The organism is Duganella paludis (assembly GCF_054461335.1).
The window spans coordinates 6,242,537-6,262,223 of sequence record NZ_CM136922.1 but is presented as its reverse complement, the minus strand read 5'-3'; the positions used below and the strand labels follow the sequence as shown (position 1 = coordinate 6,262,223).

The following is a 19,687-nucleotide window of genomic DNA, read 5'->3' as shown; positions in this document are numbered from 1 at the left end:
AAGTTCCGTTCTTGAAGTGTGCGGTGCTTACAGGCCTGCTGCGCTTTTCACCAGGTTGAACACCTTGGTGTTGTCGATGGTGCCGGTGAAGGTGTCGGCGCCCTTGCCGACGGCGCCCAGGAAGACGTCGGTGCCGCCGTGGGTTTCGCTGCCCACGCCAACGCGCACCACCGCTTCCTGATGGTAGGTATTACCGCCGGTGACGGTGTCGTCCAGCGAGGCCTGGCTGGCGCGGCTGGCCTGCACGCGGTTCTCGCCGTTGCCGAAGCCGATGATGGAGTACGGTGCGCCGTCCAGATCCTTGTCCACCGCGCCGGTGACGTAGTTCTTCACCACGCCCAGCACGCCGGCATTGGCGGCGGTGGTCTTGCCGGTGCGCTTGGCGTAGCCGTTCAGCACCAGGGTGTGGTCATGGTCGGCGGTGACCACGATCAGGGTGTTGGCCAGGGTTGGATCGGTCAACTTGGCCTTGGCGATGGCGGCCTTGATGGCGTTGTCGAAGGCGACGGTGTCCTGCAGCGCTTTCTTGGCGGTGGTTTCGTGCAGCGCGTGGTCGATGCGGCCGCCTTCCACCATCAGGAAGTAGCCCTTGGTGTTCTTGGCCAGGACGTCCATGGCTTTGGTGGTCATCTCGGCCAGGCTTGGTTCCTTGGTGGCGTCGCGGTCCAGGTCATAGCTCATGTGGCTGGAGGTGAACAGGCCAAGCAGCTTGTCGGTCTTGGTGCCGTCGATGGCATTGAACTCGGTGCTATTGCTGGCGTAGGCGTAGCTCTTGGCTTTCAGTTCGGCGATCAGGTCGCGGCCATCGGCACGCTTGCCGCCGTCCTTGACCGGTTTGAAGAACTGGCTGCCGCCGCCCATCAGCACATCGAGGCCGGTGGCGCCCAGCGCGCTGTTGTAGCCGGCGCCGCCCGGTACGGCTGCTGCGGCGATGTCGTTTTCCAGGTCGCGGTGGCAGATGTGCGAGTAGGTGGCGGCGGGCGTGGCGTGGGTGACGCGTGCAGTGCTCACCACGCCGGCCGACAGGCCGGCGGCCTTGGCCAATTCCAGCAAGGTCACGGCCGGGGTGCCGTTGCTGGTGCCGCAGTTGTTGCCCAGTTTATTGCCGGCGCTGTCGTTGATTGGATCGACGGCCACGGTGTTTTGCGACATCGAGATGACTTCGTTATTCATCTTCACGCCGGTCATGTAGGCGGCCATCGACGGTGCGCTGTCGGTGACCTGGGCGTCGTTGGAGAAGGTTTTGACGAAGGCCGTTTCCGGCAGCGTGTCCATGGTCAACTCACCGTCTTCGCCGACGGCGTAGATGCGCGCGGCGGTCATGGTGGTCAGGCCCATGCCGTCGCCGAGGAAGAAGATGACGTTCTTCGGCGCGGCGGCGACCGGCGGCGTGACTGGCGGCGTGGTCTCGGTGGGAGCATTGTCGCTGCCGCTGCAAGCAGCCAGCAAGGCCGCGCTCAATCCAGCGATGAAAATAGACTTGCGGTTCATATCGTCAATCCGGCTTGTTATAAAGGCTAGCAAGATAACAAACGTTTATGACGGGCCGATGACGACTACTTCCCGAGATTGAAAGGCGTAGAATTTGTGTACTGCCCTGAGAAAAACAGGTTTGCAATTGGCGTTATTAAACCTCACGCCCAGTTGCAGGGATCGAAGCACGAGCAGCTAGCCGCAGCAATTGGCGTTGACCGAGGCGCCGTTGTCGTCGGCGGAACGCTGTCGAGGGGAGCGCGCGGGGACATCCTCACCCGCGAGCAAAGCGGGCATTTTGGCTATCGCTGGACGCCAGCGATCCGAGATAAGTTCCGATTGTGGCTATCGGTACGTACAGGATTGCTTGTGATACACCACTACTGGAGGCAGAAATGAAAGCGGAGAAAGTGATACCAATCCCGCCCTATCTTCAGCCACCCCACTGCTGGCTATTCATCCGTGATGAGCAGTTAATTGGTGTACACAAAAACAATGGCTGGTGCACACAACTTCGATTCGAGGAGCTTATTACCTTCGATGCCGAAGAAAAATTCGTGCTCATGATGATTCTGCTCGAGCTGAATCCTTCTGAATTCGCTCAGCACTTGTCCGAGGCATGTCAATCTCAACCAGAATACGCTCACAGCATTCGGAAATTTCCTTCGACGCTGCTGCTGAAACACGTCTTCCATAGTAGCGTCTCCGACTATTGGCCGCAGTTGGCATTGAACTGGTTGAACCATCAACCTCATCTACTTCCTCTCTTCTATGATGAGTTGGGGCATATGGTGGCGGACAAGGCTATGTCACAAAATCTAAGACACCGCGCGAGACGAATGTTGCGCAGCTCAGAGCCCGCGATTCCAAACGACGAGCGCCGCATCGATACCGCCTGCGAGCGCTAAAGTGAACTTATTGGTCGAGCCAGGCGCCGTTCTGCGTGCCAAGCTTCTTGATGCGCTTAAAATTGACGCGCACCGCTTCCGCATCGAAGCGCGCTCCATCGCTGAAGGTCAGGTCGCGCCGCAAAACAAAAGTGTAGACACGACAGTCCGGCGATACCTTCCACGAGCGCGACGCCGGAACCGAGAATGAACAGTAGGCTAACAAAGCGGAGAAGACAAAAAAGCTGGCGCTTGGTTGCTTTCGATAGGAACAGGCGCGCAGCTTAGCCGACCCGCCCAGCCTCGACAACCAAGGTTTGTCGCTATCGATATTTCGCCGCGCTGCTGTGCTTATGCCGCCTGGCGCAGCATTGCCGCTTGCGGTGGCGGCAAGGACGGCCGCTGCGGCAGGTGTTGGACGATGGCGCTGCGCGCGTCGGTCTTGAAGGCGCCGACCAGTTGCGACAGCTCGCGGGCCTGCGCCTGCATCGCGGCGGCGGCTGCTGCGGCTTCCTCCACCAGCGCGGCGTTCTGCTGGGTGACGTCGTCCATCTCGCTGATGGCCGCGTTGACCTGCTCGATGCCGTGCTCCTGCTCCGCGCTGGCCGCGCTGATGGCGCCGATGATGGTGGTGACCTTCTGCACGCTGGCGACGATGTCGCCCATCGTGGCGCCCGCCGCCTCCGCCAGCGCGCTGCCGCTGGCCACGCGTTCGGCCGAATCGTTGATCAGCTTCTTGATTTCCTTGGCCGCTTCAGCCGAGCGTTGCGCCAGGTTGCGCACCTCGCCCGCCACCACCGCGAAGCCGCGTCCCTGCTCGCCGGCGCGTGCCGCTTCCACCGCCGCGTTCAGCGCCAGGATATTGGTCTGGAAGGCGATACCGTCGATCACACTGGTGATGTCGACGATCTTGCGCGCGTAGTCGTTGATGCTGGCCATGGTCTGGACCACCTCCGTCACCACCGCCCCACCCTTGCCCGCCACCTCGGACGCCGACATCGCCAGCTGGTTGGCCTGGCGCGCGTTGCCGCTGTTTTGCTTGACGGCCGCCGTCAGTTCGTCCATCGCCGACGCCGTTTCTTCCAGCGCGCCGGCCTGGTGCTCGGTGCGGCGCGACAGGTCCATATTGCCGCTCGCGATTTCGCGCGAGGCGGAATCGATGGCGACCGCGCCATCGCGCACGCGGCCCACGGTGTCGGCCAGGCGGCAGGTCATGTGGGACAGCGCGTCGAACAGTTGGCCGATTTCATCGCTGCGGCCATGCGCGATGGCCACGTGGAGTTCGCCGCCGGCCACCTGCTCGGCCAGTTCCACCGCCTGCGTCAGCGGGCGCACGATGCTGCGCGTGAGCAGCAGCGCCAGCGCGGCGCCCAGCGCCAGCGTCGCCATGCCCAGGCCGACCAACAGCGCGCGGCTAGCCTCGAACTGGCTGGCCGAATGCGCGGCCAGCGCCTTGGCCTGCTGCGCCTGGTACGCCAGCAGCTTTTCCAGCGCGCCGGCATAGGCCTTGTAGACGCCCGGCCATTGGTTGTCGAGCAGCTCGCTCACTTCCTGGATCCGGCCGCTGTCCTTGAACTTGAACAGGTCGGCGCGCATGGCCAGGAAGGCGGCCTTCTTTTGCGCCACGGCCGGCATCAGCGCCGCCTCGCCGGCTTCCACCGGCATCGCCGCCAATCGGCGTTCCAGCTCGGCCGCCGTTTTCTCGCCCGCGTTCAGCTGGGCCTGGAAAATGTCCGACACCTCCAGGCTGTCGCTGCGGCCGATCGACATCGCCCGCAAAGCGTTCAATTCGGTCACGCCCAGCAGCTCGGAGGTCAGCTGCTGGCGCGCCAGTTTTTCGTTCACCAGGCTGGACGCCATGTCGTTGGCCGCCTGCAGCCGCCACAGCGACACGCCCGACATGCAGGCCATCACCAACAGCAGCACCGCGAACGACGCCATCACCCGCATACCGGTATTCAATTGAGGAAGTTTCATAAGCATTCAATAGTCAAAGTGCGCTGGCAGCGCGAATACTCACCAATGTACACGCCAAATGTGACGACGTTATTACCGCAAGGCAATTACGTCAACACTGTTTTCTTTCAATCAAGATGTAATCAGGCGGTAATAATTTCCCGGTAGCATCTTAGGTTCAGTATTGATAAAAGGTTTCCGGCCGTGGAGTTCAATGCCTCTCGTTTGCACCTGCCCCGCTTTCGCCTCTCCGTCGCCGCCGACCTGTGCGTGGAGACGATCTCGGTGCTGTCCGACAGCAGCAATTTCGCCGTGCTCGAGTTGTTCACCGAGCGCCGCGACCTGATGAGCCTTCCGGTGATTGAAGGCGGTCGCCCGATAGGCCTGATCAGCCGCAACATCTTCATGTCGCAGATGTCCAAGCCCTTTTACCATGAGCTGTACGGCAAAAAGAGCTGCATCGCCTTCATGGACAAGGAGCCGCTGATCGTCGATGCCGCCATGAGCATCGAAGCGCTGACCTTCCGCGCGGTCGAATCGGGCGAGAAGGCGCTGGCCGACGGCTTTATCGTCACGCGCGACGGCACCCTGGCCGGCGTCGGCTTCGGCCTGCAGCTGATGAACGTGGTGGCCAATATGCAGGCCGAGAAGAACCGCCAGATCATGCACAGCATCGACTACGCCAGCGTGATCCAGCGCTCGCTGCTGCGCCCTTCCAACCTGGCGCTGTCCGACGCGCTGGACGACGCCCACCTCGAATGGCAGCCGCGCGACGTGGTCGGCGGCGACTTCTATCACTTCGCCCGATACGAAGACGGCTGGTTCGCCGCCATCGCCGATTGCACCGGCCACGGCGTGCCGGGCGCGTTCATGACCCTGATTTCCTCGTCGACGCTGGCGCAGGCCCTGCAGCAACTGGGGCCGCGCGACCCGGCGCGCCTGATCGCGGAAGTCAATCGCGGCGTCAAAGGCATGCTGGGACAGGTCGAAGGCCACGGATCGGCCGAATCGAACGACGGCATGGATGCCGCCTTCCTCTGGTTCGACAACGCCGCGCGCCGCCTGCACTTCGCCGGCGCCAAGCTGTCGCTGTTCCAGCTGGACCCGGAACAGCAGGCCGTGCAAACGGTGGACGGCGAACGCATGGGCGTCGGCTATATCGACTCGCCGCTGGACTACCAGTGGACCAACAAGATCATCGACATTCCCGAGGGCAGCCTGCTGTTCCTCACCACCGATGGCCTGATCGACCAGATCGGCGGCGCCAAGGACATCGCCTACGGCAAGCGCCGCATGCGCGATGTACTGCTGGCCCAGCGCACCCAGTGCGCGCGCCACGTCTCGCAGGCCATGCTGGACGACTACCAGGCATGGCAGGGCGAACAGCCGCGCCGCGATGACCTGACCTTTTTCTGCCTGCGCCCTTAACCGACGGCGCCTCGAGGAGCACGATTTGTTGTACAAAGAATTCAGCGATTTTTACGAAGTGGCCCGCAAGCGCCACATCATCTTTTTCTACGTGGGCTATTTCTCGCAGCACGTGGTGGCGGCCATTTCGGAAACCATCAAGGCCCGCCTGGACACCGCCGGCGCGGCCGGGCCGACGCGGCGCCGCATTTTCTCGTCGTTCGTCGAAATGTCGCAGAACATCATGCACTACTCGTCCGACACGCTGACGCCGCATGAGCACAGTGATAACCAGATGCGGCGCGGCTCCTTCTGCATCGGCATGAAGGGCGACAGCTTCTTCCTGCTGTGCGCCAATCCGGTCGACAGCGCCAACGTGGAGCGCATCCGCAGCCGCCTGGAGCCGCTGCACACCATGTCGATGGAAGAGATCAAGTCGGCCTACAAGAAGGCCCTGCGCGAGGAAACGCCGGCCGACAGCAAGGGCGCGGGCCTGGGCTTCCTGACCATGGCGCGCGACGCCAGCGAGCCGCTGGAGTTCGAATTCGTCGCCGACGAATACGAGCCCGAGACCACCGTCTTCTGCATCAAAGCGATTATCTGAACCCAGCACCCAGAACAATACCGAGAACACCCATGGAACCACTCTTTATCGCCGCCTCGCCCACCTCGCCGGAAATCGACTTCCGCTTCGACCAGCACACACTGTCGATCAAGGGCGAATCCTATCCCGAGAACGCCGCCGCCTTCTACGGCCCGGTGATCGCGCGCGTGCAGGCCTGGCTCGATGACTGCGTCGAGACGGCGATTACCGTCAACGTTTCGCTGGCCTACTTCAACAGCTCCAGCACCAAGATGCTGTTCACCTTTTTCGAGGCGCTGAACAACGCCGCAGTGGCCGGCAACCAGGTGCGCCTGAACTGGTATCACGACGAGGACGACGACACCATCCTCGAATTCGGCCAGGAGCTGCAGGACGACTTCGGCGCCCTCGACTTCCACGACCACGCTGTGAGCAACTGATGAAACCCATGGCCGACGCCGACCTGTTTGCGCTGGAAAGCGCCGCGCTGGCCAACGCCAGGGCCGCGCATGAAGACCCCCAGGCCGACGCCCGCTCGGCACTGGCCGAGCTGATCGTCCACTACGAGCGCCTGATGCGCGAGAGCCGCCGCCTGATCCGCCGCAGCGACCGCGCGGAGCTGGACATGAACCAGATGAACCGCCAGCTGCACGAACTGGCGCAGCAGCTGGAATACCGCGCCACCCACGATCCGCTGAGCGGCGCCTTGAACCGGGCGGCGGTGATCGATCAGGCCACGGCCTGCCTGCAGCAAGGCGACATGGCGCTGATCGTGCTCGATATCGACCACTTCAAATGGGTCAACGACGATTTCGGCCATCCAGCCGGCGACGCCGTCATCATTACCGTGGTGGCCTGCCTGCAGGCGCTGCTCGGTCCCGGCGTGGCGATCGGCCGCGTCGGCGGCGAGGAATTCTCGGTGGTCTGGCCGACCTCCTCGCAGGAGGAAGCCAAGGCCGTGGCGCTGCGCATCTGCGACGCCATCGCCGACCAGGTCTTCGGTGCGCCGATCAACCGCCAGATCACGGCCAGCGTGGGCGTCAGCTGGAATGCGCAAGGCACCAGTTTCGAACTGGCCTACGCGCGCGCCGACGAAGCGCTGTACGCGGCCAAGCGCGCCGGCCGCAACTGCGTGAAAGCGCATTCACAACTGCCGCTACCGGTCACCCCGCCAGCGCCCGAAGACGCCTCAACTCCCTGCCATTAAATCAAGCAACTGGCGTCAGTAGCGGCTGGCCGCTGAAGTGGGCGAGCAGGTTGTCCACCACCAGCTGGCCCATGGCGTGGCGCGTTTCCACCGTCAGGCTGCCGACGTGCGGCGTCAGCACTACGTTATCCAGTTCCCGCAAGGCGGCCGGCACGCGTGGTTCGTCGGCGAAGACGTCCAGCGCGGCCATGCCCAGCGTGCGGGCGCGTAAGGCATCGATCAACGCAACTTCGTCCACCAGCGCGCCGCGCGCGATATTCACCAGCGTGCCCTGCGGACCGAGCGCCGCCAGCACCGCCGCGTCGACCGCATGGCGCGTGGCGGCGCTGCCTGGGGCGCTCAGCACCAGATAATCGCTTTCTTCCGCCAGCGCCAGCAGCGAGGCGGCGCGCGGCACGCTGACCCCCTCGATGGCGCGCGGCTGGAAGTAGCGCACTTGCATGCCGAACGCCTGCGCCCTCAGCGCAATCGCCTGGCCGATGCGGCCGAAACCGAAAATGCCGCACACCTTGTCGCGCAGCGCACGCGCCGGCGCCACCGGCTTGCCCGCTTCCCAGGCGCCGGTGCGCACGTAGAAGTCCAGCGCCGGCAGGCGGCGCGCGGCCGCCAGCAACAGGGTCAGGGCCAGGTCGGCCACGTCGTCGGTGAGCACGCCCGGCGTATTGGTGACCGCGATGCCGCGCGCGCGCGTGGCCGTCAGGTCCACGGCGTCGGTGCCAATGCCGTTCACCGCGACGATTTCCACGGCGGGCAGCTGCGCCAGCAGCGCCGCGCCGATACCGAGGTTACCGGTGGTGAGCACGGCGCGCACGCCGCCGGCCACGCTGCGCAGCCAGTCCGACTGCTGCGCCGGCGCCTGCTGCCACAGGTGGTGACAATGAAAATGCTGTTCCAGCTGGGCCATCACGCTGGCGGAGGGACTGGCCGCAATGACCAGGACTTCAGGTTTCATAGGTGTACCTACTCTTGTTTGCCTGGGGCGATTGTACTAGCGCTGTGGACTTTCAGTCGGCATTTACGTATGCTTGAATCACCCCAGAGAGGAGCGCTCCCGGATTTGAACGATCACGCATCCCTGCCGCCCATTGCCGCCGCCCAGCGCTGGCTGCGCGCCGCCGCGTGGGCGCTGGCCTGCCTGTGCGCCGCCGCCGGCGGTAAGGCCGTCGCCGCGCCGGAACGCTGGGACCAGCTGGCGACTCCCCTGTTCGACCATGTGGGCCTGGATCAAGGTCTGCCGCACCTGGTCGGGATGGCCCTGGCGCAGGACGGCGATGGCTACGTCTGGGTGGGCACGCAGAGCGGCCTGGCGCGCTGGGACGGCTACCGCATGCGCAGCTTCCGCCATAGCGCCGAATCCACCAGCCTGCCCGGCGACTTTGTCCAGGCGCTGCACGTGGACGTGGCCGGCCGCCTGTGGGTGGGCACGGCCGCCGCCGGCATCGCCATGTACGACAAACATACGGAACACTTCGTCCGCCTCAACGATGAGTTGAGCCGGGGCCTGGTCAGCGCCGTCGCCAGCGACGCCAAGGGCAATCTCTGGATCGGCACGCCCTCCGGTCTCAAATACTACGACACCGTCCACAAGACGCTTCGCCGCTACAGCCACGAAGACACGCCCGGCCTGCCGGACAACCAGATCCGCGCCCTGCTGATGGACCGCGCCGGCACGCTGTGGATAGGCACGGCCAGCGGCTTGTCGCGCCTGCGCACGGGCGGCACCATCGTCGGCGTGCCGGTGCGCGGCGACGGCCACGGCGCGTGGAGCGATACGGTGTTGAGCCTCGGCGAAAACAGCCGGGGGCAGATCGCCTTCGGCACGCTCAAAAGCGGCTTCGGCGTCGTCGACCCGCAGGCCGACCATGGCCGCCTGATCGCGTTCAAAGAGGTCAAGGACGCGCAGGCCAATATGGTGCTGGCGGTGTCCGAGACCGTGCCCGGCACCTGGTGGGCCAGCACCTACGGCGGCGGCGTGATCGAATACCGCGCCGACAGCAACCGCAGCGCACGCATCCTGCATCAGCCGGCGGTGTCGTCCAGCCTCAGTGCCAACCGCACCGCCGCCCTGCTGCGCGATCGCAGCGGCATGATGTGGGTGGCCACCGAGCGCGGGGTCGACCTCTACGACCCGCACAACGAGGCCATCGACTCCGTGTTCGGCGCCCAGGGCATGCTGGAGGCCGGCGTCTCGGCGCTGATGACCGACAGCCGCGGCCAAGTCTGGATCGGCCTGGCCGACCAGGGCATCGACATCGTGCCGCATGACGGCGCGCGGCGCGCGGCCTTGCGGCCCGATCCCGAGCGTCCGGAGACGGCCTTGCCCAACCGGATGGTGTTGTCGCTGGCCGAAGCCGACGCCGGCGAGGCCTGGATCGGCACGCAACTCGGCCTGTACCGCAGCAACCGTCATGGCACGGCCGTCCAGCGCGTGCCGCTGCCGCAAGGGAATGTGCATCCGCGCATCGGCACCATCCTGGTCCGCAAGGGCGAACTGTGGCTGGGCACCTTCGATGGCCTGCTGCGCTACGACCCGGCCACCGGCGCGCTGCGTGCCTATGTCCAGGGCACGCAGGAAAGCGGCGGCCTGACCGACAACCGCATTCACGCCGTGGTCGGCGACGCCGATGGCGCGTTGTGGGTCGCCACCCGCAACGGTTTGAACCGGCTCGACCCCGAGAGCGGCAAGGTGGAACAGATCAGGGCCGATCCGGGCAAGGCCGACACCTTGTCGGACGCGTTCATCAGCTCCCTGGTGATCGACCGGCGCGGCCGGCTCTGGGTCGGCACCTTGGGCAGCGGCCTGTGCGTGATGACGGGGCGCGACGCGCTGGGCCAGCCACAGTTCCAGCAGGTCGGCACTGCGGCGGGACTGTCGAGCGACGCCATCATGGCGCTGCAGCTGGACGCCGCAGGCCGCGTCTGGGCCGCCACCTCGGACAGCATCGCCGTGATCGATCCCGGCAACCTGCGCGCACGCGCCCTGACCCGCGCCGACGGCCTGGCGTTCCGCACCTTTTTCATCGGCGCCGCCACCGTCACCGCCGAACACGATCTGGTATTCGGCGCCACCGGCGGCATGACGGTGGTGTATCCGGGCCGCCTGAACGACTGGACCTACCGCGCGCCGCTGGCCATCAGCGCGGTGCGGCGCGACCAGCAGGCGCTGACGCCGTCCGAGCTGAGCGCAGCCGAAGGAGCGACGCTGGTGCTCAACCCCGGCCAGCAAAGCTTTGAAGTGGAACTGGCGGCGCTGGACTTCTCGGCGCCGCAGCGCAACCGCTACGCCTACCTGCTGGAAGGTTTCGACCAGCGCTGGCTGGAGGTCGACGCCAGCCGCCGCATCGTCTCCTACAGCTACCTGCCGCCGGGCTCCTATCTGCTGCGCATGCGCGGCAGCAACCGCGAGGGGCTATGGAATGCGGACGAGCTGACGCTGCGCGTCGAAGTGCTGCCGGCCTGGCACCAGAGCTGGTGGGCGCGACTGGGCTATTTCCTGATCGCCTGCGCGCTGGCCTGGGCGCTGCTGCGCTGGCGCCTGCGCCGCATGCGCCGCCAGGGCGAGGCGCTGCAGGCGCTGGTGTATTCGCGCACCCAGCATCTGGAAAAACTCAACGCCATCGTCAAATCGATCAACGAGCAAACCGATTTCGACGCCCTGCTGCACACCATCCTGCACGAATCGACCATCATCCGGGGCATCGACTCGGCGTTGGCGCTGGTGCGCGAGAACGGCAGCGAAATCCTGAGCCTGCGCGCGGCCTGGGGCCGCATCGACGCCGCCGCCGACGCCTACCGCATCGACCTGCGCCAGGCGGAGGCACGCTACGCGCCGGCGACCGGCATGATCGCGCCCGACATCTTCGAGGTGCACCATCCGCATTCGCTGCCGGGCGACGTCTGCGCCCTGCTGTCGGTGCGGGTGGTGATCGACGGCCAGGTCGAGGGCTACCTGATCTTCGAGAACTACCAGTACCAGGCCAGCTTCGAGTCCGCCGACCTGGAGCTGCTCAAGGCGCTCAAGGAGCCGTTCATTTCGGCCTATCACAAGGCACGCTCGCTGCGCATGATCGAGCAGGCGCGCACCAACGCCGAGGCGGCAACCCGCGCCAAGAGCGACTTCCTGGCCAATATCAGCCACGAGATCCGCACGCCGATGAACGCCATCCTCGGCTTCGCGGGACTGGGCACGCACCTGGACCTGCCGGCACAGCCGCTCGACTACTTCCGCAAGATCAGCCGCGCCGGGCAAAGCCTGCTGCAGATCATCAACGACGTGCTGGACTTCTCCAAGATCGAATCGGGCAAGCTGGAACTGGAGGCCTTGCCGTTCGACCTGCCCGATACGCTGAACCAGATCTCCGACCTGTTTGCCTGGCGCGCCGCCGAACGCGGGCTGGAACTGGTGATCTGGACGGCGCCCGAGGTGCCCTCCAATCTGCTCGGTGATCCGCTGCGACTGGGGCAGATCCTGGTGAACCTGGTCGGCAACGCGCTCAAGTTCACCGCCAGCGGCCATATCGAAGTGCGGGTGGAGATCGACGCCGCCACGCCCGGGTTCACGCCGGGCGGGCCGCTGGTGTTGCGTTTCACCGTCGAGGACAGTGGACTGGGCATCAGCAAGGAGCAGCAGGCACGCCTGTTCCAGGCCTTTGCGCAAGCCGACGCCAGCACCACGCGCCTGTACGGCGGCACCGGGCTGGGGCTGGCCATTTCCCAGCAACTGGTGCAGAAGATGGGCGGCGATATCACGGTCGACAGCGAACCGGGGGTCGGCAGCAGCTTCAGTTTCACCGTGCACCTGCAGGCCGCGCACGACCAGACCCCGCAGCTGCAGCCGGTGCCGGCGGCCGCGCAGGGCAAGCGCATCCTGGTGGTCGACGATTGCGAGGCCACGCGCCACATGCTGCGCACGCAGCTCGCCGGGCTGGGCCTGCAGGCGCGCGCGGTGGCGTCCGGCGCCACGGCGGTGGCGGCCATGCAGCTCGATGCCTACGACCTGTTGCTGATCGACGCCGACATGCCGGACCTGGACGGCATCGACACCCTGCACCGCATCGCCGAAGATGCCGAGCTGGCGTCGGTGCCGGCGGTGCTGATGGTGACCGCCTATGCGCGTGAACACGACAAGCAGACCATGGAGCACGTCCGCAACATGCCCTTCCTCGACAAGCCGGCCAATCCGCAGCTGCTGCGCCACGCCATCCTGTCGGCGCTGGGGCTGGAGTCCGGCCAGCAGGGCGTGGTCATGAGCGCCCCGCCTTCGGTGGCGGTGCAGCGCATCCGTGGCGCCCGCGTGCTGGTGGTGGACGACAATGCCATCAACCAGCAGGTCGCCAGCGAGATCCTGCAGCGCGCCGGCGTGCGCGCCGACGTGGCGGGCAGCGGCGAGGAGGCTGCGCGCCTGGTCGGCGACGGCCACTACGACGCGGTGCTGATGGATATCCAGATGCCCGACATGGACGGTTACCAGGCCACGGCCCTGATCCGCGCCGACCAGCGCCATGCGGCGCTGCCCATCATCGCCATGACCGCGCATGCGGTGGCCGGCTACCGCGAGCGCTGCCTGGCGATGGACATGAACGACTACGTCACCAAGCCTATCGATCCGGATACCTTGTACACGGTGCTGGCGACCTGGGTCACGCCGGACCAGAGCCGGGCGGCGGCGGCGGCGCCCGCCCCGCCGCCGGCGCCCTACCGGCCCACTGCCGCCGCCGCGCCGCGCCCCGGCATCGACGTGCGGGCGGCCATGGAACGGCTGGGTGGGCATGAGGCGCTGCTGGCGCAGTTGCTGCGGATGTTCGCCGACGATTTTGCGTCCACTTTGCAACAGATTCAAGATGCAATCCATTCGGGCGAAGTGTTACATGCGGCGGATCTGGTGCACAAAATCCGCGGTGCGGCGGGTAATCTTTCAGCAAACGAACTTTTTGAAACGTCGACGGCGCTGGAGCTGCGGCTCAGAGAGGAGCCGGCCGCGCTGCCGGAGTTATTGGCGGCATTCGCGCAATCCTTCGAAGTCGTCATGGCCAGCGCGCGGGTGGAGAAAACGGCGGGCGCCAGCGAGACCGCCTCGGCTTCCTAGCGCTTTGCCGGCCATGCCCGGGCCCAGGCGGGGCCGGGCTTTTTTGTTTTAGCCGAACACTTGCTTCAGCGATTCCGCGTCCGGCAACGCCTCTCCCCAAGCCGCAAGCTGCCCTTCGGTGGCCTTGATGCGTTACTGCGGTTTCCCAGGGCAAGTCATAACGGGCGGGCGGAGTGGGAATGGACATCCGTCTAGTTTACAGTGATGCATGTCCCCGTCGTCTTGATGCAATACAAAGCTAAAGCAGAATACCAACGTCGCCATAAATCGCTACCGCGCAAAAAAAAACCGCCTGGAGAGGCGGTTTAAAAATTAACCCAAGGAGTTCCTACGATACTGCTTACTGCATGCTACTTACTGCGGTTTGCGGCGGCGCACGACGGCGCCGACCAGGACGAGGCCTCCCAGCAGCATGGCGTAGGTTGCCGGTTCCGGAACCGCCGCCATCACACTGGACGAACCAAACTCCACGCGCAGGCCGGTCGGATTGCCGCCGTTCTGCGCCCAATTGGTAACCACGAAGTCCAGCGTGTTGACGCCGGGCGCAAAGCCGCCGCTGGCGCTGAAGCTGGTCCAGTCGCTGAAGCCAGTGGCATTACCGATGACTTGGTCGTTCAGTTTCACCACCACGGAATTGTCCGCCGCGAAGCGGCCGCTGAAGGCGGCGCTGGCTGCGTTGTAGCCGGTCAGGTCGAAACTCAGCGTATAGGTATAGGTGCCCGAAGTCGATGGGTCGAAGGTGTCGCCCTGGCCAGCGGTCGGCGTAATCCATTTCGACGCGCTGCTATTGGCCAGCCATGGGCCGATCGGCCACTGGCTGTCGTAAGTGATGACGGCGGTGCTGCTGACGGCCGAGCTCAGTGCGTAGTTGCTGTCCGATTGACCGCTGATGCCGACGCCGGTGTTGACCAGGCCAGTGATGCTGGCCGCGTTGGAAGACGAGATTGCGATGAATGCCAGTGCAGTGGCGGCAAGGAGATTGCGTTTCATGAGAGCCTCTAAAATCGGTTGGTATGGTGTCAACCAGCATCGATGGGGATGCCGGAATTTCATCGAACCGTTTTTTAGGGCGTCGAAAAGGAGGTAGTGCTGTTGAGTAGAATTATAACCAGCTTTTTCAAAAAATGCTCACGTGCATTTAAATTTCTTTTCGGCACTTGAGCATTTCCATACAGGATTACTTCTGCTTGCGGCGACGTGCTACCACGCCCACCAGCGCCAGGCCGGCCATCATCATGCCGTAGGTGGCTGGCTCAGGGACGGCGCTCACGCTGGACGTTTCGAATTCAACGCGCAGGCCGGTCGGGTTGCCGCTGTACTGCTTGTCGTTGGTGACGACGAATTCCAGCGTGTTCACGCCGGCGGCGAAACCGCTGCTGGCGTGGAAATCGTGCCACGACTGGAAGCCGATGCCGCCGCCGATGTCCTCGCCATTCAGCTTGACCAACACCGAGTTATCCGACGACACGCGGCCGTCGAAGACGGCGGTGTTGCGGTCGTAGCCGGTCAAGTTGAAGGTCAGGGTGTAGGTGTAGATACCGCTGATTGCTGGGTCGAAGGTGTCGCCCTGCTTGTCGGTCGGCGTGATCCATTTGGAGGTGCTGTTGTTGACCAGCCAGGTGCCATCCACCGGCCACACGCCATCCTTGGTGATGGTGGGAACGGTCTCGGTCACGCTGGTCGAGCTGACCGTGTAATGGGTTTCCGCAGCGCCGCCAGCGCCGATGCCGGTGTTGTACAGGCCGTTGATGTCGGCAGCAAAGGCGGAGGAAACGCTGGCCAGGGCCAGTGCTGCGGCAAAGATGGTGTGCTTCATGTGAACCCCTGATTATTAGTATTGAATTCGAAGCGCCCACTGAGATTGCCAACCGTTTCCCGGGCGCGGAAAAACAAAAACGGCCGGGTTCGATTATAGCGAACTCGGCCGATCTTGTGGACACAATATTAACGCATGTGTTTTATGCGCAACATATGCTAATTATTGAACAACTTTCCCTCATCCGCCAGCTTCAGCAGCAGCGGCGCCGGGCGCCATGCGTTGCCCTGATGGCCGCGCGCATATTTATTGATCGCCGCCACCACGTTCGGCAGGCCGACCGTGTCGGCGTAGAACATCGGGCCGCCACGGTACAGCGGGAAGCCGTAGCCGGTCAGGTAGACCATGTCGATGTCCGAGGCGCGCAGGGCGATGCCCTCCTCCAGGATCAGCGCGCCTTCGTTCACCAGCGAATACACCAGGCGCTCGACGATTTCCTGGTCGCTGATCTTGCGGCGCGTGATGCCGAGGTCGGCCGAATGCTGGACGATCATGGCGTTGACCTGCTCGTTGGCGTAAGCCTTGCGGTCGCCGGCCTTGTAGTCATACCAGCCGGCCCCGGTTTTCTGGCCGTAGCGGCCCATCTCGCACAGCAGGTCGGCGGTTTTCGAGTAGGTGATTTCCGGCTTTTCCACGTAGCGGCGCTTGCGGATGGCCCAGCCGATGTCGTTGCCGGCCAGGTCGCCCATGCGGAACGGGCCCATGGCGAAACCGAATTTCTCGGCCGCCTTGTCCACCTGCTCCGGCAGCGCGCCCTCTTCCAGCAGGAAGCCGGCCTGGCGGCTGTACTGCTCGATCATGCGGTTGCCGATGAAGCCGTCGCACACGCCCGACACCACGCCGGTTTTCTTGAGCTTCTTGGACAGCGCCAGCGCCGTGGCCAGCACATCCTTGCCGGTTTCCTTGCCGCGCACGATTTCCAGCAGCTTCATGACGTTGGCCGGCGAGAAGAAGTGGGTGCCGATCACGTCCTGCGGACGCTTGGTGAAGGCGGCGATCTTGTCGACGTCCAGGGTCGAGGTGTTAGTGGCCAGGATGGCGCCCGGTTTCATCACTTCGTCGAGCTTGCGGAACACGGCTTCCTTCACGCCCAGTTCCTCGAACACGGCTTCCACCACGATGTCGGCCTGGCCGATGTCGTCATAGGACAGCGTGCTGCTCAGCAGGCCCATGCGCTGGTCCAGTTTTTCCTGGGTCAGCTTGCCTTTTTTCAGGCTGTTTTCGTAGTTCTTGCGGATGGTGGCGACGCCCTTGTCCAGCGCTTCCTGGCGGGTTTCCAGCAGCTTGACCGGAATGCCGGCGTTGAGGAAGTTCATGGCGATGCCGCCGCCCATCATGCCGGCGCCGATCACGGCGGCCGACTTGATGGCGCGCACCGGCGTATCGGCCGGCACGTCCGGCACCTTGCTGGCGATGCGCTCGGCAAAGAAGGCGTGGCGCAGCGATTTCGATTCGCTGGTCTGGATCAGGTGCATGAAGCGCTCGCGCTCGAACTTCATGCCGTCGTCGAACTTCATGGTGACCGAGGCGGCCACGGTTTCCACGCATTCCAGCGGCGCCGGGAACGGGCCGGCCATGGCCTTGACAGTGTTGCGCGAGAATTGCAGGAAGGCTTCGTGGTTCGGATAATCGACTTTGCGGTCGCGCACTTTCGGCAACGGGCGTACATCGGCGATTTTTTCGGCGAAGGCCACCGCCGATTGCAGCAGGTCGGCGTCGGCGGCGAACAGTTCATCGAACAGCGCCGGCAGCTTTTCCGACGGAACCGGCGCGCCGGAGACGATCATGTTCAGGGCCGGTTCCAGGCCCAGCACGCGCGGCAGGCGCTGGGTGCCGCCGGCGCCCGGCAGCAGGCCCAGCTTCACTTCCGGCAAGGCGATCTGCGCGCCCGGCATGGCCACGCGGTAGTGGCAGCCGAGCGACAGCTCCAAGCCGCCGCCCATGCACACCGTGTGGATGGCGGCCACCACCGGCTTGGTCGAGCCTTCGGCGGTGGCGATCAGGGTGTGCAGGCTCGGTTCGGCCAGCGCCGCCGGGGTGTTGAATTCCTTGATGTCGGCGCCGCCCGAGAAGGCTTTGCCGGCGCCGGTGATGACGATGGCCTTGACCGCATCATCGGCCAGCGCCTGCTGGATGCCCTTGACGGCCGCCGTGCGCGTCGTCAGGCCCATGCCGTTGACCGGCGGATTGTTCAGGGTAATGACGGCCACCGCGCCGTGCACTTGATATTCAGCAGTCATGTCTCTTCCTTATGTTCTGGTTGGAATGGTAGGCCCACCTACTATACCGCATAAAAAGAACGATCGTGTTATTTTTTTGAACGCGGTGCGCTAGCTTTTGAACGCGGCACCTGTGCTTCGTAAAGCGGAGAAAAACTGCCTGAGTGTCGCTTGCAAAATACACTTGGGACACTTTTCGGTATTGTTGAGCTTGCCTGAGATTTAAATAAGGGAAATAATAAATAAACGCCCCGCATATTCCCCACCCCCGAATATCAAAATAAATCTCACCAAATATCACTAAATAATGCTGTGTTAATGATATTTATTCTTTTCATACGACTACAGGATATTTCATGAACGCTCCCAGCCAGGTAATCCATACCCAGGACGTCGAACTCCAGGCCATTCACGCCGCGCTCAACCGCGTACAGGCGGTGATCGAGTTTGACATGGAAGGAAAAATCCTGCACGCCAACGACAACTTCTTGCGCGTGCTCGGTTACTCCCTGGCGGAAGTGCAAGGTCGCCATCATTCGATGTTTTGCCCGCCCGACTATGCGGCCAGCCCGGCCTACAAACAGTTCTGGGCCGGCCTCGCGGCGGGCGAGTTCGAGCACGGCGAATTCAAGCGCCTGGCCAAGGACGGCCGTGAAATCTGGATCAATGCTTCGTACAACCCGGTGATGGACAGCGACGGCCGCCCCTACAAGGTGATCAAGTTCGCCACCGACATCACCAACAACCGCGTGCGCAGCGCCGAGTACGAGGGCAAGGTCAGCGCCATCGACAAGGCCCAGGCGGTGATTGAATTCGACATGCAGGGCCATGTACTGAATGCCAACGATAATTTCCTTAATGTTATGGGATATTATCTGGACGATATTAAGGGCGAACACCACCGCATGTTCTGCGACCCGGATTACGCCGCCAGCGCCGAATATAAACGCTTCTGGCAAAAACTGAATCGTGGCGAATTTGACAGCGGACGTTACAAACGTTTAGGAAACAATAAAAAATCGATATGGATCCAGGCCACTTACAACCCGATTCTGGATTTAAATGGTAAACCATACAAAATAGTTAAATACGCAAGTGATATCACCGCCCAGGTCGAGCTGGAAGAATCGGTGGCGGCCAAGTCCAAGTCCGATGGCGATAAAATCAGCCGGCTGCTGGATTCGGTGGCACGCGCGGCCAATGGCGACCTGACCAGCAAGATCGTGGTCGAAGGCGACGAACCGCTCGACCAGCTGGCCGAAGGCATCAGCAAGATGATCGCCGACCTGCGCAAGGTCATCAGCGACGTCGTGATGTCGGCCAACGGCCTGGCCGACGCCTCGACCACCATCGCCGAGCGCTCGAACGGCGTGGCGGTCGGCACCCAGGCGCTGGGCGCCACGGTGGAAGAGATGAACGCCTCGATCGATGGCCTGACCAGCTCGATCAACACCATCGCCAACAACACCTCGGACGCCGATTCGATGGCCAAATCGACCCAGCACGAGGCCGAAGTCGGCGCCAAGGCGGTGGCCAAGTCGATCGAAGCCATGGACCTGATCAACCGCTCGTCGGAAGACATCGGCGAAATCGTCAAGGTCATCAGCGACATCGCCAACCAGACCAATATGCTGGCCTTCAACGCGGCCATCGAGGCGGCCCGCGCAGGCGAGCACGGCCTGGGCTTCTCGGTGGTGGCGGACGAAGTGCGCAAGCTGGCCGAGCGCTCGTCGCAGGCCACCAAGGAAATTTCCAAGCTGATCAACGAGTCGGTCAAGCGCGTCTCGGCCGGCAGCGAGATTTCGCGCCAGGCCAGCGACGCCTTCGACAAGATCCTGGTGGGCGTGGTCAAGACCACGGTGGCCATCTCCGACATTTCCAAGGCCGCCAACGAGCAACTGCTGACGGCGCGCGAAGTGAGCACGGCGGTGCAGTACATCGCCGAGGAAGCCGAGAAGTCGGCCGCCGCCTGCGACAGCATCGCCCGCTCGACCGAGGGGCTGAACCAGCGCGCCGGCGACCTGAATAAAACCGTGTCCGGCTTCACGGTGTGA

15 protein-coding genes are annotated in these 19,687 nt (G+C 63.9%); 8 read left to right on the top strand and 7 right to left on the bottom strand.

The window, feature by feature from the left end:
• Window positions 1-27: 27 nt before the first annotated feature.
• On the bottom strand, window positions 28-1,491 hold the full coding sequence (locus ACXZ1M_RS27600; protein WP_459050782.1) for an alkaline phosphatase: 1,464 nt from the start codon (window positions 1,489-1,491) through the stop codon (window positions 28-30).
• A 96-nt stretch (window positions 1,492-1,587) separates the two neighbouring features.
• On the opposite strand from ACXZ1M_RS27600, the gene ACXZ1M_RS27595 reads away from it, so the two are divergent.
• Both ACXZ1M_RS27595 and ACXZ1M_RS27590 read left to right on the top strand, forming a co-directional pair.
• Window positions 1,588-1,872, top strand: coding sequence for a polymorphic toxin type 43 domain-containing protein (locus ACXZ1M_RS27595; RefSeq protein WP_459054082.1), 285 nt, complete (start codon window positions 1,588-1,590; stop codon window positions 1,870-1,872).
• Window positions 1,869-2,381, top strand: a complete 513-nt coding sequence (locus ACXZ1M_RS27590; RefSeq protein ID WP_459050781.1) for a hypothetical protein — start codon at window positions 1,869-1,871, stop codon at window positions 2,379-2,381. The genes ACXZ1M_RS27595 and ACXZ1M_RS27590 overlap by 4 nt, the downstream gene beginning before the upstream one ends.
• Window positions 2,382-2,388: 7 nt before the next feature.
• On the opposite strand, the gene ACXZ1M_RS27585 is transcribed toward ACXZ1M_RS27590, so the two are convergent.
• Window positions 2,389-2,670: an ABC transporter substrate-binding protein gene (locus ACXZ1M_RS27585; protein WP_459050780.1), complete on the bottom strand. Its 282-nt coding sequence runs from the start codon at window positions 2,668-2,670 to the stop codon at window positions 2,389-2,391.
• A gap of 41 nt (window positions 2,671-2,711) precedes the next feature.
• Window positions 2,712-4,337 (bottom strand): methyl-accepting chemotaxis protein, encoded by a 1,626-nt coding sequence (locus ACXZ1M_RS27580; protein ID WP_459050779.1) that lies wholly within the window; start codon window positions 4,335-4,337, stop codon window positions 2,712-2,714.
• 204 nt (window positions 4,338-4,541) lie between these two features.
• Between ACXZ1M_RS27580 and ACXZ1M_RS27575 the strand changes: the two genes are divergently transcribed.
• The 4 genes from ACXZ1M_RS27575 to ACXZ1M_RS27560 are packed head-to-tail and all read left to right on the top strand — an operon-like array spanning window position 4,542 to window position 7,513.
• Complete coding sequence (locus ACXZ1M_RS27575; RefSeq protein WP_459050778.1) at window positions 4,542-5,744, top strand: SpoIIE family protein phosphatase; 1,203 nt, start codon at window positions 4,542-4,544, stop codon at window positions 5,742-5,744.
• Between the two features lie 25 nt (window positions 5,745-5,769).
• On the top strand, window positions 5,770-6,327 hold the full coding sequence (locus ACXZ1M_RS27570) for a SiaB family protein kinase (protein WP_459050777.1): 558 nt from the start codon (window positions 5,770-5,772) through the stop codon (window positions 6,325-6,327).
• 32 nt (window positions 6,328-6,359) lie between these two features.
• Window positions 6,360-6,746 (top strand): DUF1987 domain-containing protein, encoded by a 387-nt coding sequence (locus ACXZ1M_RS27565; RefSeq protein ID WP_459050776.1) that lies wholly within the window; start codon window positions 6,360-6,362, stop codon window positions 6,744-6,746.
• Window positions 6,747-6,754: 8 nt separating this feature from the next.
• On the top strand, window positions 6,755-7,513 hold the full coding sequence (locus ACXZ1M_RS27560; protein ID WP_459054081.1) for a GGDEF domain-containing protein: 759 nt from the start codon (window positions 6,755-6,757) through the stop codon (window positions 7,511-7,513).
• 1 nt (window position 7,514) lies between these two features.
• Here ACXZ1M_RS27560 and ACXZ1M_RS27555 read toward each other — a convergent pair whose 3' ends face one another.
• Complete coding sequence (locus tag ACXZ1M_RS27555) at window positions 7,515-8,465, bottom strand: 2-hydroxyacid dehydrogenase (RefSeq protein ID WP_459050775.1); 951 nt, start codon at window positions 8,463-8,465, stop codon at window positions 7,515-7,517.
• Between the two features lie 105 nt (window positions 8,466-8,570).
• On the opposite strand from ACXZ1M_RS27555, the gene ACXZ1M_RS27550 reads away from it, so the two are divergent.
• Window positions 8,571-13,598 carry a hybrid sensor histidine kinase/response regulator gene (locus ACXZ1M_RS27550; RefSeq protein WP_459050774.1) on the top strand — a complete coding sequence of 1,676 codons (5,028 nt, stop codon included), beginning with the start codon at window positions 8,571-8,573 and terminating at the stop codon, window positions 13,596-13,598.
• Between the two features lie 354 nt (window positions 13,599-13,952).
• Here the strand turns inward: ACXZ1M_RS27550 and ACXZ1M_RS27545 are convergent, their stop codons facing one another.
• The 3 genes from ACXZ1M_RS27545 to ACXZ1M_RS27535 form a co-directional block, all read right to left on the bottom strand.
• Complete coding sequence (locus tag ACXZ1M_RS27545; RefSeq protein ID WP_459050773.1) at window positions 13,953-14,588, bottom strand: PEPxxWA-CTERM sorting domain-containing protein; 636 nt, start codon at window positions 14,586-14,588, stop codon at window positions 13,953-13,955.
• Between the two features lie 187 nt (window positions 14,589-14,775).
• A complete protein-coding gene (locus ACXZ1M_RS27540) occupies window positions 14,776-15,414 on the bottom strand; it encodes a PEP-CTERM sorting domain-containing protein (protein ID WP_459050772.1) in 639 nt (212 codons plus the stop codon).
• A 158-nt stretch (window positions 15,415-15,572) separates the two neighbouring features.
• Complete coding sequence (locus ACXZ1M_RS27535; RefSeq protein WP_459050771.1) at window positions 15,573-17,654, bottom strand: 3-hydroxyacyl-CoA dehydrogenase NAD-binding domain-containing protein; 2,082 nt, start codon at window positions 17,652-17,654, stop codon at window positions 15,573-15,575.
• A gap of 335 nt (window positions 17,655-17,989) precedes the next feature.
• On the opposite strand from ACXZ1M_RS27535, the gene ACXZ1M_RS27530 reads away from it, so the two are divergent.
• Complete coding sequence (locus tag ACXZ1M_RS27530; protein ID WP_459050770.1) at window positions 17,990-19,687, top strand: methyl-accepting chemotaxis protein; 1,698 nt, start codon at window positions 17,990-17,992, stop codon at window positions 19,685-19,687.

Bases quoted from the DNA above. Each gene is read 5' to 3' on its own strand.
- ACXZ1M_RS27540 (WP_459050772.1), bottom strand. From the start codon at position 15,414: ATGAAGCACACCATCTTTGCCGCAGCACTGGCCCTGGCCAGCGTTTCC.
- ACXZ1M_RS27555 (WP_459050775.1), bottom strand. From the start codon at position 8,465: ATGAAACCTGAAGTCCTGGTCATTGCGGCCAGTCCCTCCGCCAGCGTG.
- ACXZ1M_RS27580 (WP_459050779.1), bottom strand. From the start codon at position 4,337: ATGAAACTTCCTCAATTGAATACCGGTATGCGGGTGATGGCGTCGTTC.
- ACXZ1M_RS27600 (WP_459050782.1), bottom strand. From the start codon at position 1,491: ATGAACCGCAAGTCTATTTTCATCGCTGGATTGAGCGCGGCCTTGCTG.
- ACXZ1M_RS27530 (WP_459050770.1), top strand. From the start codon at position 17,990: ATGAACGCTCCCAGCCAGGTAATCCATACCCAGGACGTCGAACTCCAG.
- ACXZ1M_RS27545 (WP_459050773.1), bottom strand. From the start codon at position 14,588: ATGAAACGCAATCTCCTTGCCGCCACTGCACTGGCATTCATCGCAATC.
- ACXZ1M_RS27535 (WP_459050771.1), bottom strand. From the start codon at position 17,654: ATGACTGCTGAATATCAAGTGCACGGCGCGGTGGCCGTCATTACCCTG.
- ACXZ1M_RS27565 (WP_459050776.1), top strand. From the start codon at position 6,360: ATGGAACCACTCTTTATCGCCGCCTCGCCCACCTCGCCGGAAATCGAC.
- ACXZ1M_RS27590 (WP_459050781.1), top strand. From the start codon at position 1,869: ATGAAAGCGGAGAAAGTGATACCAATCCCGCCCTATCTTCAGCCACCC.
- ACXZ1M_RS27560 (WP_459054081.1), top strand. From the start codon at position 6,755: ATGGCCGACGCCGACCTGTTTGCGCTGGAAAGCGCCGCGCTGGCCAAC.